Raw genomic sequence first — 14,243 nt, forward strand, 5'->3', positions numbered from 1 at the left:
CTTGATAGCTATCCATACGGACGTGGATAGGGTTTTAACATTGGGGAAGCTCGATAAACAGGGAAAATTTGGACTGCTTGACCTCCTCGTTTGATCGGAATATCCGCAATTTTTTCTAAGGATTGAAAGTAACCTTTGTACTTTTCTAGCGGTTGGGGAAATCTCTCGTCCTTCATAAATTGTTCTGAAGTAACGTACAGAGAACTTTTGCCAATGAAATCTTCAGGTTTGCTCCAATAAGCAAACCCACGCAGATCTTCATCAAAACAAGTAACTTTTTTGCCCAATGGCTGGATCGCCATCGCCACTTGACCCGCGACAAAGAAATTATTGCTAAACACAAAATCCGATTTTTGTAATTCAGCTTTTAGCATTGGCGAATCAATAAAGGCTTGGCGCAACTGCTCAATATCGATCATTTGTGTAGAAGGATCATCCTTTGCTTCCCAAAAGCCACCCGCGATCGCAGCATTTCCACCCTTTTGAGCAATACCCAGATGTACATGGAGCAAGCCAATGAGCATAAGTGACAAAATTACCACGCCCGATCCCCAGAGCCAATTGTGAATAAATTTTGGGCGCTTTAATTGCACTTGGGCTGCCCTCTCTCCGAGTAAAAGGGTTGCCCCAAAAAATCCTGGCATATGCCATGAGGGCAGAATTTGAATGAATCCACCCATAAAGGTAAACCCAAAGAAAATGGGCATCGATACACAAAGAATTAGTAATTGCTTGTTGCGAAGACGATCTTCGACGATCGCTAATTCATAATTCTGCTCAGGGTTATTTTCATCTCTCTTACCTTGCCTTGCGGCAGCTTTAACTAATCCCCCCGCCGTGCGAAAACTCGTCCACCATAAAGGAATCCCAAACGTGGGGAACAAATAGCCGAGCGCTAGAAGGATTGTTACCAACAATCGCTCTAGGTTATAGCCTTGTGACGGCACAGCCCGCGCACTCTGAAAGCGAAATGAGGCAAATTCATGCTGAGCATTCCACAGCAGCACAGGAGAAATCGCGATCGCAAATAGTGCGATCGCTGCCAATGTCCAGACTGAAAATAGGGCGCTTCGATGACGACTACTTAGCAAGCAAAATATTACCAGTCCTCCACCTAAGAGCAAGCCATGATACTTGCCTAAAAATGCTAAACCAACGCATAAACCGATTATGGCAAGGCGATAGGTCGGTTGATATTTGTCAGTCTGATCGGATGGAAAAAATTCTTCGGCAGCAACCCACAAACAAGCTGCCCAGAAAAACATCAAGGCATTATCAGGCAGAGTTAGAATCCCAAAGGCAATCTGAAAAATCGGAATTGTCGTCAAAATCGCCAGAGTTAAAGTCGCTGTGCGATCGCCAAATAGCTTTTTGCTAGACAGATAAGAGAAGATTAATGTCCCTGTATAAAGTAAAACACCACCAATCCTAATTGTAAAAGGTGTAACTGCACCCGTCAGCCAGATGCCAATTCCTGCTGTAAAAGCAACTAGTGGTGGATGATCGAAATAACTTAAGTTGAGATTTTGGGTGTAGAGGTAATAGTAAGCTTCGTCAAAGCCGATGTTGAGATAAATAGCGCATACAGCCCTAAACAGGAAACCCCACAATAATATGGCGATCGCCCACTTATGAATTTTCACTCTAAATTCCTTTTTTTATTGTACAAATAGATTTTAAAAGCCTTAATTTGCGAGGCTTTTAAAATCTATTTGGTTTAGACCATCAATATTATCGCAGTGCCAATCCTTTTCAGGGTTTAAAGCTTGCTTTCTCATAGCTATTTACTAACGTCACCCTTACTTTTTTAGTTTTATGCATTAACCATCTTGACCATTGCTATAATTCAGCTTGATTACGCGAAATTTAGACGGAGTAGATCGAGATGCCGAGAGAACCCAGAAAGCCTAATGAATACATCGTGCATTTAAAACTAGAAGGTGGACAGGAAGTCACAACAAAATTTACAACCATCGAAGAAGTCAAAACTTGGTACGCATCGCAATTTAAAGCCAAAGCAAGTGAAGATGATCTGATGCCTATTCCTGTTAGAGCCGAACTAAACGAAATTTTGCTAGTCCGTCCTAAGCGCGTTATTGCTATTCATGTGGAGCCAATTTACTCCTCTAGTGTCGAGATGTTTGCCTAAAATTGTATAGGGGGGCATTGCGCCCCTATAACAATTTTAGGAGACCAAATTTCAATGCCCTCTTTGATACGTTTACATCAAGTTTCTGGGCGATCTCGTTTAGGTCTGGCGCTATCGTTACTAACGGTCTTACTATGGGGATTTTTGGCGATCGCCCTCAAGATCGTTCTCCAAGAGCTAGATCCTTTCACAGTTACTTGGTTTCGCTTTACTGTTTCAGGGGTTTTCCTAGGAGGATACTTAGCGCTACGCCAACAGCTACCAACATGGCAGCAATTGCAGAAAATTTCTTTACCCTTATTTTTAGTAGCCGTTGGCGGACTGTCACTCAACTATATTTTATTTTTAATCGGTGTAGGTAAGACCTCAGCCAATAATGCTCAAGTAATTACCCAAATCGCGCCTGTGATGATGGGATTAGCTTCATTGGTTGTATTTAAAGAGAAATACAACTATCGGCAATGGGGCGGTGTCGCACTTCTCGTTTGTGGATTGCTTCTGTTTTCCCATGACCAAGTGCGATCGCTAGTTACTAGTTTTGATACCTATATGTGGGGCAATATGCTTCTAGTTCTAGGGGCGATCGTTTGGGCATTTTATGGACTTGCCCAAAAGCAACTATTACTCAATCTACCTTCGACTTCGATATTGCTCTGTTTATATCTCAGTGCAGCAACTCTATTTGCTCCAATGGCACATCCGACCAGACTCTTCAATCTATCTGGATTACCCTTAGTTGCCCTTATCTTTTGCGCATTTAATACTTTGATTGCATATGGGGCATTTGCGGCGGCTCTTGAACATTGGGAAGCCTCGCGTGTCAGTGCGGTGATTACTCTTGCGCCTCTCGTTACCTTAGCTGCCTCAGCGATCTTGCCAAGTTTTGTACCGCAATTTTTAACGCCATCGCCTCTAAGTTTATTGGGCTATATGGGCGCGATCGCAGTAGTGTTTGGCTCAATGATCATTTCTCTGGGCAGCTCTAAAAATTAAAGAGATGCTTTGCATCTCTTTAATTTACGGATTGATTTTAAAAGAGTTGAGGAAGCGATCAACATCAGTGTTCGAGAATTTGGTCGCAGGAGCTAATACAAACATTTGATAGAAACGACGATTTTCATTCAGGCAAATGCGACCTTTGAATAATGCATCAATAGCCTGTATTTTGCCAGAAGCTTCAAAATCACGACATGAAGCTGTCCCAAGCTTGGACTCCTTTGAGGTTGTGACCTTACCTTTCAAACCACCGACAATACCTTTCATGGCTTCGTTCAATCTTGGCTCGATCTCGGCATCAGGAAATTTTTCGGGGAAGTCAGCATAACTAGCAAAATAGGCTGAATCATTAAACTCAGAAATCGCCACATTCATCTTGACTGTAGCAACATCGGTTTTCTTGTCCTCAGATTTCTCTTCAGGCTTGTTGGGCATGAGCACCGTAAATTTCCCAGCCTCAGAACTGTATTCATACCAAGAGCTTGTATTTGTTGCTATTGGTTTAGTCGGGCTTGTTGATTCACTGCTTGCTATTGGTTTGGTGGGACTTGTAGTCTCGCTACTTGGTGTAGATGGTGTGCAAGCGCTCACAGTCAATAAAACTAAGCCAACAGCAAAAGAAGCTGATCTTTTCATACTTAAACCAATGTTTAACTTTAGTAATACTGATGAAAGCATATGCTGACAGATTGCACAATAATACGATTTTACTGTATTCACATTTTTACAAATTGGAGCTAAAAATTTCAAGATATACAGCTACTCACTTCCCAGCTAAGAATTGGTGGGAAGTGAGTAGCTTTGTAACGTCTATTTTTTGGGTGGGAAGGAAGTATAAAAAAACTTTTTAAAAAGGTTGTGCGATCGCGGCACTTATACGCTATAGTTATTAACGCTGAAGTCATTGACAAAGCGAAATAGCTACATTCCTCAGTAGCTCAGTGGTAGAGCAATCGGCTGTTAACCGATCGGTCGCAGGTTCGAATCCCGCCTGGGGAGTTATTCAAAAAAAGAAGGTATGCATTGCATACCTTCTTTTTTTATGAAATCGCGCTAAAATTGTGCAACAAGCTGTATATATTTATGCCGCAGTCACAAGAAATCTTCAAAGAGCGCTATCAATTGCAAAGTCAGTTAGGGCTTAACTTTGGACGGCAAACTTGGCTGGCTAAGGATTTAGCAACAAATGGGGAATTTGTTGTCGTCAAATTGCTCACTTTTGGCGGTGAAGTGCAGTGGGAAGACTTAAAGCTATTCGAGCGTGAAGCACAAGTCCTGAAGCAGTTGAATCATCCCCGTATTCCTAAATATCGCGATTATTTTACAATCGATGACCGATCACTTTGGTTTGGGCTAGTCCAAGAACATATTCAAGGAGCCTCCCTCAAGGAATTATTAGTACAGGGACAAAAATTTACTGAGCTACAGGTAGAAGATATTGTCATTGATACTCTAGAGATTTTGATTTATTTACATGGATTGAATCCACCTGTGCTGCATCGCGATATCAAGCCGAGTAATTTGATCTGGAGCGATCGCCAAGAAGTTTATCTGGTCGATTTTGGCGCAGTACAAGATAAAGCGTCTGCCGAAGGAAAAACTTTTACAGTGGTTGGAACCTATGGCTATGCGCCGATGGAGCAGTATGGGGGCAGATCAGTACCTGCTTCAGATTTATATGGTTTGGGGGCAACTGCTATCCATTTACTTACAGGGATTTCGCCTGCGGAGTTACCCCAAGATGATGATTTAAATATTCAATTTCGCGATCGCTCTGGTGCTAGTGATCAACTTTTAGATTGGGTGCAAAAAATGACGGCTCCATCCGTCAAGCGGCGGTTTACCTCAGCAAAAGAAGCGCTCGAAGCTCTGTATCAAGATCCAGAGCTAGTTACTAAACCAAAAGCCAACAGCCGTCAAATTAAAATTCCTAAACCATTTAATAGCAGAGTTGAAATTTGGCGATTTCCAACAAAGTTAGTAATCACCATTCCCAGTTCTCAATTTGGTGGGAAATTTGTTTCGGTGTTACTTGCCTTATCGGCATTATTTGGAATGGGTCCATTAGCATTTTTTTCATCACAAGCAAATATTTTGACAGCAATCATGATGATTTTGGGTTTGATTTATGTTGCTTATTTTCAAGTCATTAAAAGCTTCACAACAATATTTTTCTCAATCGATCTGTCCGAACGTACTTGCAGACTTAGTAAAAAAACTTTTGGATGGCAACATTATGTTCAAAAGTTCGGAATATATCAACTTGAGTATATTTACACAAGTATGTCAAATAGAGCTAAAGGCTCAGTAGCTATTCAAATCCAAAACAACAGGTTTATGCTTGGTGATAACAAACTAACTGAGTTAGAAACTGCTTGGCTCACACAAGAAATTCAAGACTGGCTGCAAAATCATCAGTCAATTGATCCCTAAAGTTGTTGATTGAATCCATTGAGTTGCCTTTTCACTATCTAAAGGATGCGAAATAAAGTAGCCTTGTACTTCAATACTACTGCCACCTAATGCTTCAAAATAATCTAATTCTTGAGATGTTTCCACACCCTCAATGACAATTCCCATACCAAGATTGTTAGCTAAGCGCAAAATTGACTGCACAATTCTTTGGCTTTTAATGTCAGTAGATACTCGATTTGTGAAACTGCGATCAATTTTTAAAACATCAATTGGTAAAGTTTGTAGGTAGCTAAAGGAAGAATAACCAGTTCCAAAGTCATCGATATAAACCTGTACGCCAATTTCTCGAAGTTGCTCCAGTTTTTGCGAAGAAATTTCGATGTTATCCATTAACATTGTTTCGGTAATTTCTAACTTGATTAAACTAGGTAAAACTTGATGTTCTGTGATTATTGATTGAATTCTTTCAACAAATTCTGGTTGGATAACTTGGATTGTAGAAACATTAATTGCTAGGGTGATTTGTGGAATGTTAGGGAATTCTTGTTGCCATTGATGTAACTGTCTACAAGCTGTTTCTAAAACCCAATAACCGATCTGGACAATCTCTCCAGTTTCTTCAGCGATCGCTAAAAACTCCATCGGAGAAATCAGACCTTGTAATGGATGCATCCAACGTAGCAAAACTTCAAATCCTGACAAATCATGTTGATGTAATGAAACTATTGGTTGATAGACCAAATAAAATTCCTGACGGGTGATCGCATGGCGTAAGTCAGACTCTAGTTGCCAACGAACCTTTGCCCCTTGATTCATACTGGTCGTAAATAATGCTTGTTTCCCTCTGCCAAGGGTGCGAGAATTATGCATCGCAATATTGGCATCTCGTAAAATCTCGTTTGCAAAAATATATTCAAGATCACTAATAGCTATACCAATACTAACAGAGGTAAGAATTTGATACTCATTAATAAGAAATGGCTCCCCAATACTTTCTAAGATTTGACCAGCTAATTGCGTGAGATGACGCTCTATCTCAAAATTTTCTGTGCCGATATTCTCAACTAAGAGTACAAACTCATCACTATCAATTCTCGCAATAGTTATATTAGTGTCGCAGTACATAGCTATACGCTTACTAATTTCCTGCAGCAGTTGATTTCCAATTGCGATGCCAAAACTATCATTAATTGATTTGAAGCGATCGCAATCAATAAATAATACTGCAAAGTTACAATCAGGATCAGTTTGTAATTTGGTAAATGCTAGATCCAGTGATTCCATAAATGAATCTCGATTCGGAAGATCCGTCAATGAGTCATGGAGCTGGTTATAGTGTAGTCTGGCAATAATTTGATCTCTTTCAACTCTTATATCGTCAGATTGAACTAGCAATTGCATTTGATGAATCGCAATTGCTAGTTGAATTCCCATCTTTTCTAGAAGTTCAATTTCCCAATTCCGCCAATCGTATGAAATATTATATTGATGTAATATTAATAGTCCCCATAATTTTTTGCCGCTAGGAATAGCAATAGCGATCGCTGAATGTATACCTAAAGGCAGTAGTGATGCAGAAATAACAGGATCAACTTCGTCAATCTCTACGTCATTAATGACTTGACTAATGGATGTTTGAAATTTTTCTAGCCATTGTAAATCAGTATAAATTGAAGGTAATACTTGCCCAAGAAGTGAGTATCTAGGGTCATTAACAATCTCGTATTGAATTGATTGTATATCTTGTTCTGTGAATTGATAAACAATAACCTGATCACTGTGTAATAGTTGATGAATTTCTAAAGCAAAATTACCTAGTAATTCATCAAGATTAATTGATTGTCTAAGACGAGCAAAAATTAATGCTATTAAAGTATATGTCTCATTTTCATCGTCAAGTTCTATACTTGGATTAGTTCGATTAAGTCTTTTAATTCTTTGTTTGAGAATATTTACTTCTCTTTCTGTATTATCAAAGCAACTAGCTAGAGTTTCCCCAAAAGACTTAATGCTTTGTAAATCATCTTGTTGTTGTTTCGTTAACGATTCGGATTCACTGATGCGATTTGCGCAGTCAAACAATGCTGATAATGTCTCAGTGAAAAGCTTTCTCATGATTGTTTTAGAGTTTTCTTTGCAGATAATTCATAGAATTAAAGCATATATTTCTTGAAAATTGAGTAAAGAATAAAAACTAAAATCAAAAAATGCAAACCGCCCGCTAAGCGGGCGGTTTGCATTTTTTTGATTTTAGTTTTTACTTTGCCTAGCTACTTAATTCAGCAAATTTATCAGTAAAAATATCTACTTCTATATTGGGATCATTACGCAAATTCAACGATCGCTTCACTCGCCCTAGATATAGAGGTTTAGATACGCCTTCGCGAGGATGCACTACAGTGCGGGCATAAATTGTCAGTTGCGATTCGCCTTGAGCATTACGACCAGACGAAAAAAGATTGCTACTAGCTTGTTTTAAAGTTGCCTCAAGTTGTTCAGGTGTAATTGTCGGAGCGACAGCGATCGTGGCATTTGGACCGAAGCGATCGTAAACAAGCTTAAATGGGACGGAGCCTTCAATGGATGAGCGCGTAATTGGCTCAAAGCTAAGGGAGAAAAGCCCGACAACCAAAACAACCGAAAACAAGGTTGCGCCAACCATTCGATAGCGCCAACTCCACTTAAATGTTATGGCTAGCCCTGTAATTAAGGCACAAACCAATACAAATATGCCCATTGCTTGTGCAAGTTGACCAAATAAAGCAGGCGTTAGCGACATAAATTAATTTATTGTGATTTTTTAAATAACTACTTAGATCATTTTATAGTGGCTTGCACAGCAATTCTCATTATAAAAATTGATTTTGACGTTTTTAGTACTATTGGCAATGAAAACCCCAAAATCAATTTCATAAGTAAAATTACAGACATTTGCTTGAAAAAGGAATACAAATAACTTTGGAAAGACTTGCTTGGCAAGTTTTTCTAAAGTTATATATTTAATTTAAATTTAAGAAAAGCACTAAAAATTGAATGAACTTACTTAATAAGAATTATGTCAAGAATGTGATGCTGCTACTAGTGATCGCGATCGCGGTAACATTGCTAATATCGATACCCGTCCTAGCCGCAGTCGTCCCTCCACATTGGAGTTATGGAGGCACAGAAAATCCAACTCAATGGGGGAAACTCAGCAACGATTTTGCTCTTTGTGAATTAGGTAGAGATCAATCCCCGATCAATATCAAAAATACCGTAGAAGATAGTCCCGCAAAAATTGATTTTGATTACAAACCATCTCCTTTAGTTGTTGTCAATAATGGTCACACAATTCAGGTGAACTACGCTCAAGGTAGTACGGTTACGATCAATGGCAAAAAATATGCTTTGCTTCAGTTTCATTTTCATACTCCAAGTGAACATAATATTAATGACAAAGCTTCGGCAATGGAACTCCATCTAGTCCATCGCAATGAAGCTGGGGAACTTGCTGTAGTCGGAGTTATGCTCAATCAAGGGCTCGCAAATCCTCTAATTGCCGAGATTTGGAAGCAGATTCCTGATGTTGGAGAAACGAATACTGTTAGCGATCGCTTGATTAATGTATCTAATTTATTACCGAGCAAAAAATCGTACTTTAGCTATATGGGTTCTCTCACGACCCCGCCATGCAGTGAAGGAGTTAGCTGGAACCTTTTTGTAGAGCCAATTACTGTTTCTAAAGAACAAGTCGAAACATTCGCTAAAATTTATCAAGTTGATGCGCGTCCCCTTCAGCCGATCAACGGTAGAACTGTGCAATTACATCGTTAGGGTGATGCAATTTAATTTTTATGAGGCGCGGCTTTGCCGTGCCTCATAAAAATTGGTTTCAAAAAGCAGCAGCAGCATGATATGCCGCTTCTTCTTCTTTTTGGGTTAGGATCGAGGTTATTGAAGCTTGGTTATTTTTAAGACTCTAAATCAATGAACGCAAATCAATGGCAATGGCGAGACGGCGTACTAACTTGCGATTTACTAGCTGACTGGCAGCATGGATTTTTTACGCGATCGCACGCTCCTAACTCACCGACTGAATTGCATAATCATCTCGTAGCATCGGGCAAGGCCTATCGTGCCAAACAAGTACATGGAAATCGCTTAATTCATGCCGAAGAAATCGAAGTTTCCCAAAATGAGAACTTACCTGAAGCAGATGGAGTTTGGGCTACGAGAGACGGAAATAATCGGTCTGTATGGGTCTGTACTGCTGACTGTGTGCCTGTGTTAATTGGCGATCGCAAGTTAGGCGCAGTTGCAGCTGTCCATGCTGGTTGGCGTGGTACGGCTGCGGGGATAGTGACTAAGGCGATCTCAATATTATGCGATCAAGGCAGTGAGCTAAAAGATTTGCGAGTGGCGCTTGGACCAGCAATTTCGGGATCTGCTTATCAAGTGTCTCAGGATGTGGCGAAACAGGTAATAGCAACGATTAATCAAACAGTTGGATTGCAGCCTGATGAGCATCCAGAACGAGTCAAACTCGATTTGCGTCAAGTGCAATTGCAGCAACTCCAAGAATTAGGCATGTTAGTTGAAAATGTGGCGATCGCACCTTACTGCACGCTACAACATGAGGAAATATTCTTTTCTTATCGACGTTATTTTCTGAATAACCCTCATCCACACCCCAGAGCGCCACAAGTGCAATGGTCAGGAATTGCGATCGCTAAATCATAGGGTCAGGATGTTCGGGTTTCCCATCTAGCAGGGCCTCAAGGTCAGCAAATTCGTCAATCTCAGGGGCAATCTCAGGGGCAGTCTCTGAGATGTTTTCTATAGTTTGATCAGTAGCGGCTTTGTTAGCTTTGTCAGCAATATTCAGAGCTTCTATTCTTGCAAAAAACTTGTCAACGAGAAGTTCTTGAACCCAATATTCAGGATTTTTGGGTGATTGCTCATTGCGAGAAATCTCTTCAGTAACGTCCGCAGGAATTTGAGCTTCTAAATCGGGTAGATTTTTCGAAACAGCTTCTACGCTTTCTTTAGCGATCGCGATCGATTCTATAGCTGGATCAAAAACTATTGATGGATCAACTTGTTCAGGGCTAGCTTGATCTAAAAATTCTTCGTTTTTCGGTTCTTCGTTATTATCTTCTAGATATTCTCTTAGAATATTTTCTACATAAGCATTAAAGGCAATAAGCTCATCTAGTTCATCGTCAAAATCTGGAGTTTTGATTTCTGTCGCTTCTATATCTTGCTCAATGATAGGTGCAGCGATCGCTTCAAGATTTATCTCTTCATCTATTTCTTGAATCATCTCTGTCGCTGAGGTGGGATCTGGTAATTCCAGAGCCGACTCAATTTCGATTATAGGATCAGAGATCGCATCTTGTTCTACTGCTTGTATATACTCATTAGGCTCTACAGCATCTGAACTTGAGACAATATCGCGTTTTATAGGCTTACCAAACCCTTGTTTTTTCTGTGCGATTCCAGTTTTACGTGACTTCTTTAAAAAATCAAGACTCCGTTTTCCATCATTAGTTAGGATTGTATTTGAAATCTCCTCAGCTTCAGAACCTTCAGTAGTCTCAAGAGACTCTAATTCTTCACAGTCTTCAGTAAATTGATTCTCTAGAATATCGTTAGAAAGATATAAGTTCCCCTCAGTTTTCTCATTCTCTTCGATTCGTGACTCTGGATTCACCTCTAGACCCTCTAAAAATGTCAGTTCAGGCTCTTCAGGTGTCTCAAAAGCCTCTAACTCCTCATATTCTTCAATAATCTCTTCATTCAGATTAGACTCATCTTCTGTAGAATCTAAAACTTCAATATTAGACTTTTCGTCTTCAACTAACTCAAATGGATTTAATTCTTCATTCTCTTGAACAATTTCTTGATTTAAAATTGTCTCAATTTGCGGCGCTTCAATAAATTGTTCGATTTCAGTCTCAGAGATTGTCTCTGTTAAAGACTCTCCATCCTCTTCAATCAACTGTTCATCTAAGCTAACATCAGCAACATCTAAAACAGTTGTGCTCTCAGGCTCTGAGATAGGATCAGTAATATCAAAAAATTGCTTGTTCTCAATCTCCTCAACAATCTCAGCTGGTTCAAATTCCTCAGTCTGATACAGTTCTTCATCTAAACTTGTCTCAGTTTGGTTTTCTTCGGTAAACTGCTCAGAATCAGTCTCAGAAATCGTCTCAGTTATAGATTCCTCAGCAACGATCACACTTATCTCTAATTCTTCAACAAACTCATTGTCTAGACTAACATCAGCAACCTCTGTGTTAGTCTCAGATTCAAGCTCTGGCTCTGAAGAAGTATCTGCAATATCTAAAGCCTCAATTTCTGGAGATGCAAGAAATTTAATAGGCTCTAATTCTTCAGGTTCTTGAATGATCTCTTCCTGTGGAATTGTTTCATTTTCTAGCTCTGAAAGAATTTCTTTAGATTCCAACGAGTCAAAAGATTCTACAACTTCAGAATCTTCAACAAATTCAAGAGGCTCTGCAATCGGATCTTCAGTTATATCTGCGATCGCCTCAGGCTCAGACACCTTATCTTCAGTAAGAGCATTGATTTCTGGCTCAGAATCTTCAACAAATTCAAGAGGCTCTGCAATCACTTCTTCTGCGATGTCAGCGATCGCACCAGGCTCAGATACTGTGTCTTCAACAAGAGCATTTATGTCTGAGACTGCCTCAGTCTCGACTTCTGCAACAAAATTACTAGGCTCTATTGCTTCAGCATCAGGAAATTCTTGAGATTCTTTTACATCTGGAGACAGATCAGCAATCTCTACCTTGGGCGATTCATCTGATACTGGAGTGATCACCGCATCTTCCTCAAAAAACTTTAAGATCTGACGTGATTGCCAACCAATATTGGTAAAACTATTTTTAATTTTTTCAGGTGCAAATGGTTGCAATCCTCGGAAATCTGTCTCGGCGGTTAACTTAATCCGCAAAGCGGAAATTCCAGCTTGCAGCAAAATATTACTTAATAAAAAACAAATCTCCGCCCATAAAATTCCGAACAAGCGCAACCCAGCGGGAAATGGCGCGATCTCCTGAGCCAATGGGGCGGATATATAAATCTTGCAAAATACAGCGCTCATGACTATCGCTACAGCCGTAGCAATCCATCCCGTAACATACCAACCATTACTATGCTGCTTAACCAGAGTAAGGATCTGGCGCTCTTGATCGCTTAGACTCTCACTTGGCTTCGCCACAAACCATAAACTAAATGGCGAGAGTGGCTGTTGCCACTGTATCCAAGCCACCAATGCGATCGCAGGAAATCCCAATAGAAAGATCTCAAACCACTCAGGAAAAACAGGATCACCAACCGCTAAGCCAGCCATACTTAGCACCAATAACCAAGGCACAATAGCAAGTAAAGCGATATTTCCCCAGATAAAAGGATTATTGCCTAGAGAGATATTGCTAGTTGGATTTGGGGGAAGTGGTGATGTCATATAAGTCTTTGGGAATGATTGCGAGAGCTTTAGAAGGCGAAACCTTCATAACTAGGATTTTTTATCCTAAACCTGTGGTTAAGCGTGTCCAGAAACCTTCATATACTTGGAGGATTTCGGCATCGAGCTTGGCAATGCGATCGCTTTTGGCAATAATTGCTTCCGATGGTTCCAGAGCCTTAATCGCTTTTAGATCATCAGGGATCATCGATTTCGCCAATTTATTAGTTGTCCCAAAACTATTCGCATCACTAATTTTAGCGGCAACTTCAGGCCTCATTACATAATTTATCCATGCATGAGCACCTTCGATATTTGACGCACCTCTAGGTATTGCCATGGTATCTGTCCAGATCGATGTACCGTTATTGGGTAGTACATATTTGATGTTTGGGTCTTGCCTTGCCAAACTGATCGCATCTCCAGAAAATGCCATGCATATCATTAGATCGCCTGAAGCAAGAGGATCTCGCCATGCATCAGTGGTGAAGTTGGCGATCGCAGGTGTCAATTCCTGCAATTTTTGGAAAGCTTTCTCAATCTTTGGAATTTCTTTGGTGTTGTAAGAATACCCCAGAGTATGCAGCGCCATACCGAGCACTTCACGCGGATCATTAACTAGGGTAATTCGCAGCTTTTCTTTGTTATCCCATAGGTAACGCCAATCGAGAGGCTCTTCCCCAATAATTGACTTAACCGCCTCGACGTTGTAGGCAAACCCAGTTGTCCCCAAACTTACAGGGATGCTGAATATCGCGCCACGATCATGGGGTAGATCTAAATAATTGGCGGCAATATTTTTGATATTTGGTAATAATTTTTTATTCAGCGGTGCTAGCAGTTTTAAATCACGCATCTGCGTCACCATATAGTCACTTGGATAAATAATGCTATAGCCAGATCTTCCACCCGAAGCCTCTAGCTTTGCCAACATGACTTCATTAGAGTCATAGGTATCACCAACAACTTTAATTCCCGTTTCTTTTGTGAAATTATCTAAAACTTCTTGGTTATTAACGTAGGTAGCCCAACCATAGATATATAAAGTGCTTTTGTCTTGAGTAACTGGTCGCTCTACTTCATCTCTGCCAGTCTTTGTTTCTTGGGGACTCTTCTCAAAAATGCCACATGCCGCCAGAGTTGATGCGCTAGCCATCGCCGATGTGACATAGGCAGTTTGTCTAAGAAATTTGCGCCGAGAGATATGCATAA

General features: G+C 40.2%; 11 protein-coding genes and 1 tRNA gene. 6 read left to right on the plus strand and 6 right to left on the minus strand.

The annotated features are described in order from the left end of the window. Positions 1–8: 8 nt before the first annotated feature. Positions 9–1,643 carry an ArnT family glycosyltransferase gene (locus tag PseudUWO311_RS09985; protein WP_142655104.1) on the minus strand — a complete coding sequence of 545 codons (1,635 nt, stop codon included), beginning with the start codon at positions 1,641–1,643 and terminating at the stop codon, positions 9–11. A 242-nt stretch (positions 1,644–1,885) separates the two neighbouring features. Between PseudUWO311_RS09985 and PseudUWO311_RS09990 the strand changes: the two genes are divergently transcribed. Both PseudUWO311_RS09990 and PseudUWO311_RS09995 read left to right on the plus strand, forming a co-directional pair. Then, positions 1,886–2,149, plus strand: coding sequence for a hypothetical protein (locus PseudUWO311_RS09990; RefSeq protein WP_142655105.1), 264 nt, complete (start codon positions 1,886–1,888; stop codon positions 2,147–2,149). Positions 2,150–2,203: 54 nt separating this feature from the next. Then, positions 2,204–3,142, plus strand: a complete 939-nt coding sequence (locus PseudUWO311_RS09995) for a DMT family transporter (RefSeq protein ID WP_223807523.1) — start codon at positions 2,204–2,206, stop codon at positions 3,140–3,142. A 24-nt stretch (positions 3,143–3,166) separates the two neighbouring features. On the opposite strand, the gene PseudUWO311_RS10000 is transcribed toward PseudUWO311_RS09995, so the two are convergent. Further along, entirely contained in the window at positions 3,167–3,781 is a 615-nt protein-coding gene (locus PseudUWO311_RS10000) for a hypothetical protein (protein ID WP_190303450.1), read from the minus strand. 291 nt (positions 3,782–4,072) lie between these two features. On the opposite strand from PseudUWO311_RS10000, the gene PseudUWO311_RS10010 reads away from it, so the two are divergent. Both PseudUWO311_RS10010 and PseudUWO311_RS10015 read left to right on the plus strand, forming a co-directional pair. After that, a tRNA-Asn gene (locus PseudUWO311_RS10010) sits at positions 4,073–4,144 on the plus strand. A gap of 84 nt (positions 4,145–4,228) precedes the next feature. Beyond that, positions 4,229–5,578 (plus strand): serine/threonine protein kinase, encoded by a 1,350-nt coding sequence (locus PseudUWO311_RS10015; protein ID WP_142655108.1) that lies wholly within the window; start codon positions 4,229–4,231, stop codon positions 5,576–5,578. On the opposite strand, the gene PseudUWO311_RS10020 is transcribed toward PseudUWO311_RS10015, so the two are convergent. Both PseudUWO311_RS10020 and PseudUWO311_RS10025 read right to left on the minus strand, forming a co-directional pair. Next, positions 5,564–7,675 (minus strand): putative bifunctional diguanylate cyclase/phosphodiesterase, encoded by a 2,112-nt coding sequence (locus tag PseudUWO311_RS10020; protein WP_142655109.1) that lies wholly within the window; start codon positions 7,673–7,675, stop codon positions 5,564–5,566. The genes PseudUWO311_RS10015 and PseudUWO311_RS10020 overlap by 15 nt on opposite strands. A 151-nt stretch (positions 7,676–7,826) precedes the next feature. Further along, complete coding sequence (locus PseudUWO311_RS10025; RefSeq protein WP_142655110.1) at positions 7,827–8,339, minus strand: Ycf51 family protein; 513 nt, start codon at positions 8,337–8,339, stop codon at positions 7,827–7,829. Between the two features lie 254 nt (positions 8,340–8,593). On the opposite strand from PseudUWO311_RS10025, the gene PseudUWO311_RS10030 reads away from it, so the two are divergent. Then, positions 8,594–9,373, plus strand: a complete 780-nt coding sequence (locus tag PseudUWO311_RS10030; protein ID WP_142655111.1) for a carbonic anhydrase — start codon at positions 8,594–8,596, stop codon at positions 9,371–9,373. 153 nt (positions 9,374–9,526) lie between these two features. Further along, entirely contained in the window at positions 9,527–10,279 is a 753-nt protein-coding gene (pgeF, locus tag PseudUWO311_RS10035; protein WP_142655112.1) for a peptidoglycan editing factor PgeF, read from the plus strand. Here pgeF and PseudUWO311_RS10040 read toward each other — a convergent pair. Together PseudUWO311_RS10040 and PseudUWO311_RS10045 are read right to left on the minus strand one after the other, a co-directional pair. Then, a complete protein-coding gene (locus tag PseudUWO311_RS10040) occupies positions 10,269–13,031 on the minus strand; it encodes a low-complexity tail membrane protein (RefSeq protein ID WP_142655113.1) in 2,763 nt (920 codons plus the stop codon). The genes pgeF and PseudUWO311_RS10040 overlap by 11 nt on opposite strands. Before the next feature lie 61 nt (positions 13,032–13,092). Further along, positions 13,093–14,241 (minus strand): PotD/PotF family extracellular solute-binding protein, encoded by a 1,149-nt coding sequence (locus PseudUWO311_RS10045; RefSeq protein WP_142655114.1) that lies wholly within the window; start codon positions 14,239–14,241, stop codon positions 13,093–13,095. Positions 14,242–14,243 lie beyond the last annotated feature (2 nt).

This window comes from Pseudanabaena sp. UWO311, from assembly GCF_006937785.1.
Classification (GTDB): Bacteria; Cyanobacteriota; Cyanobacteriia; order Pseudanabaenales; family Pseudanabaenaceae; genus Pseudanabaena.

Bases quoted from the DNA above. Each gene is read 5' to 3' on its own strand.
- PseudUWO311_RS10025 (WP_142655110.1), bottom strand. From the start codon at position 8,339: ATGTCGCTAACGCCTGCTTTATTTGGTCAACTTGCACAAGCAATGGGC.
- PseudUWO311_RS10030 (WP_142655111.1), top strand. From the start codon at position 8,594: ATGAACTTACTTAATAAGAATTATGTCAAGAATGTGATGCTGCTACTA.
- PseudUWO311_RS10015 (WP_142655108.1), top strand. From the start codon at position 4,229: ATGCCGCAGTCACAAGAAATCTTCAAAGAGCGCTATCAATTGCAAAGT.
- PseudUWO311_RS09995 (WP_223807523.1), top strand. From the start codon at position 2,204: ATGCCCTCTTTGATACGTTTACATCAAGTTTCTGGGCGATCTCGTTTA.
- PseudUWO311_RS10000 (WP_190303450.1), bottom strand. From the start codon at position 3,781: ATGAAAAGATCAGCTTCTTTTGCTGTTGGCTTAGTTTTATTGACTGTG.
- PseudUWO311_RS09990 (WP_142655105.1), top strand. From the start codon at position 1,886: ATGCCGAGAGAACCCAGAAAGCCTAATGAATACATCGTGCATTTAAAA.
- pgeF (WP_142655112.1), top strand. From the start codon at position 9,527: ATGAACGCAAATCAATGGCAATGGCGAGACGGCGTACTAACTTGCGAT.
- PseudUWO311_RS10040 (WP_142655113.1), bottom strand. From the start codon at position 13,031: ATGACATCACCACTTCCCCCAAATCCAACTAGCAATATCTCTCTAGGC.
- PseudUWO311_RS10020 (WP_142655109.1), bottom strand. From the start codon at position 7,675: ATGAGAAAGCTTTTCACTGAGACATTATCAGCATTGTTTGACTGCGCA.
- PseudUWO311_RS10045 (WP_142655114.1), bottom strand. From the start codon at position 14,241: ATGCATATCTCTCGGCGCAAATTTCTTAGACAAACTGCCTATGTCACA.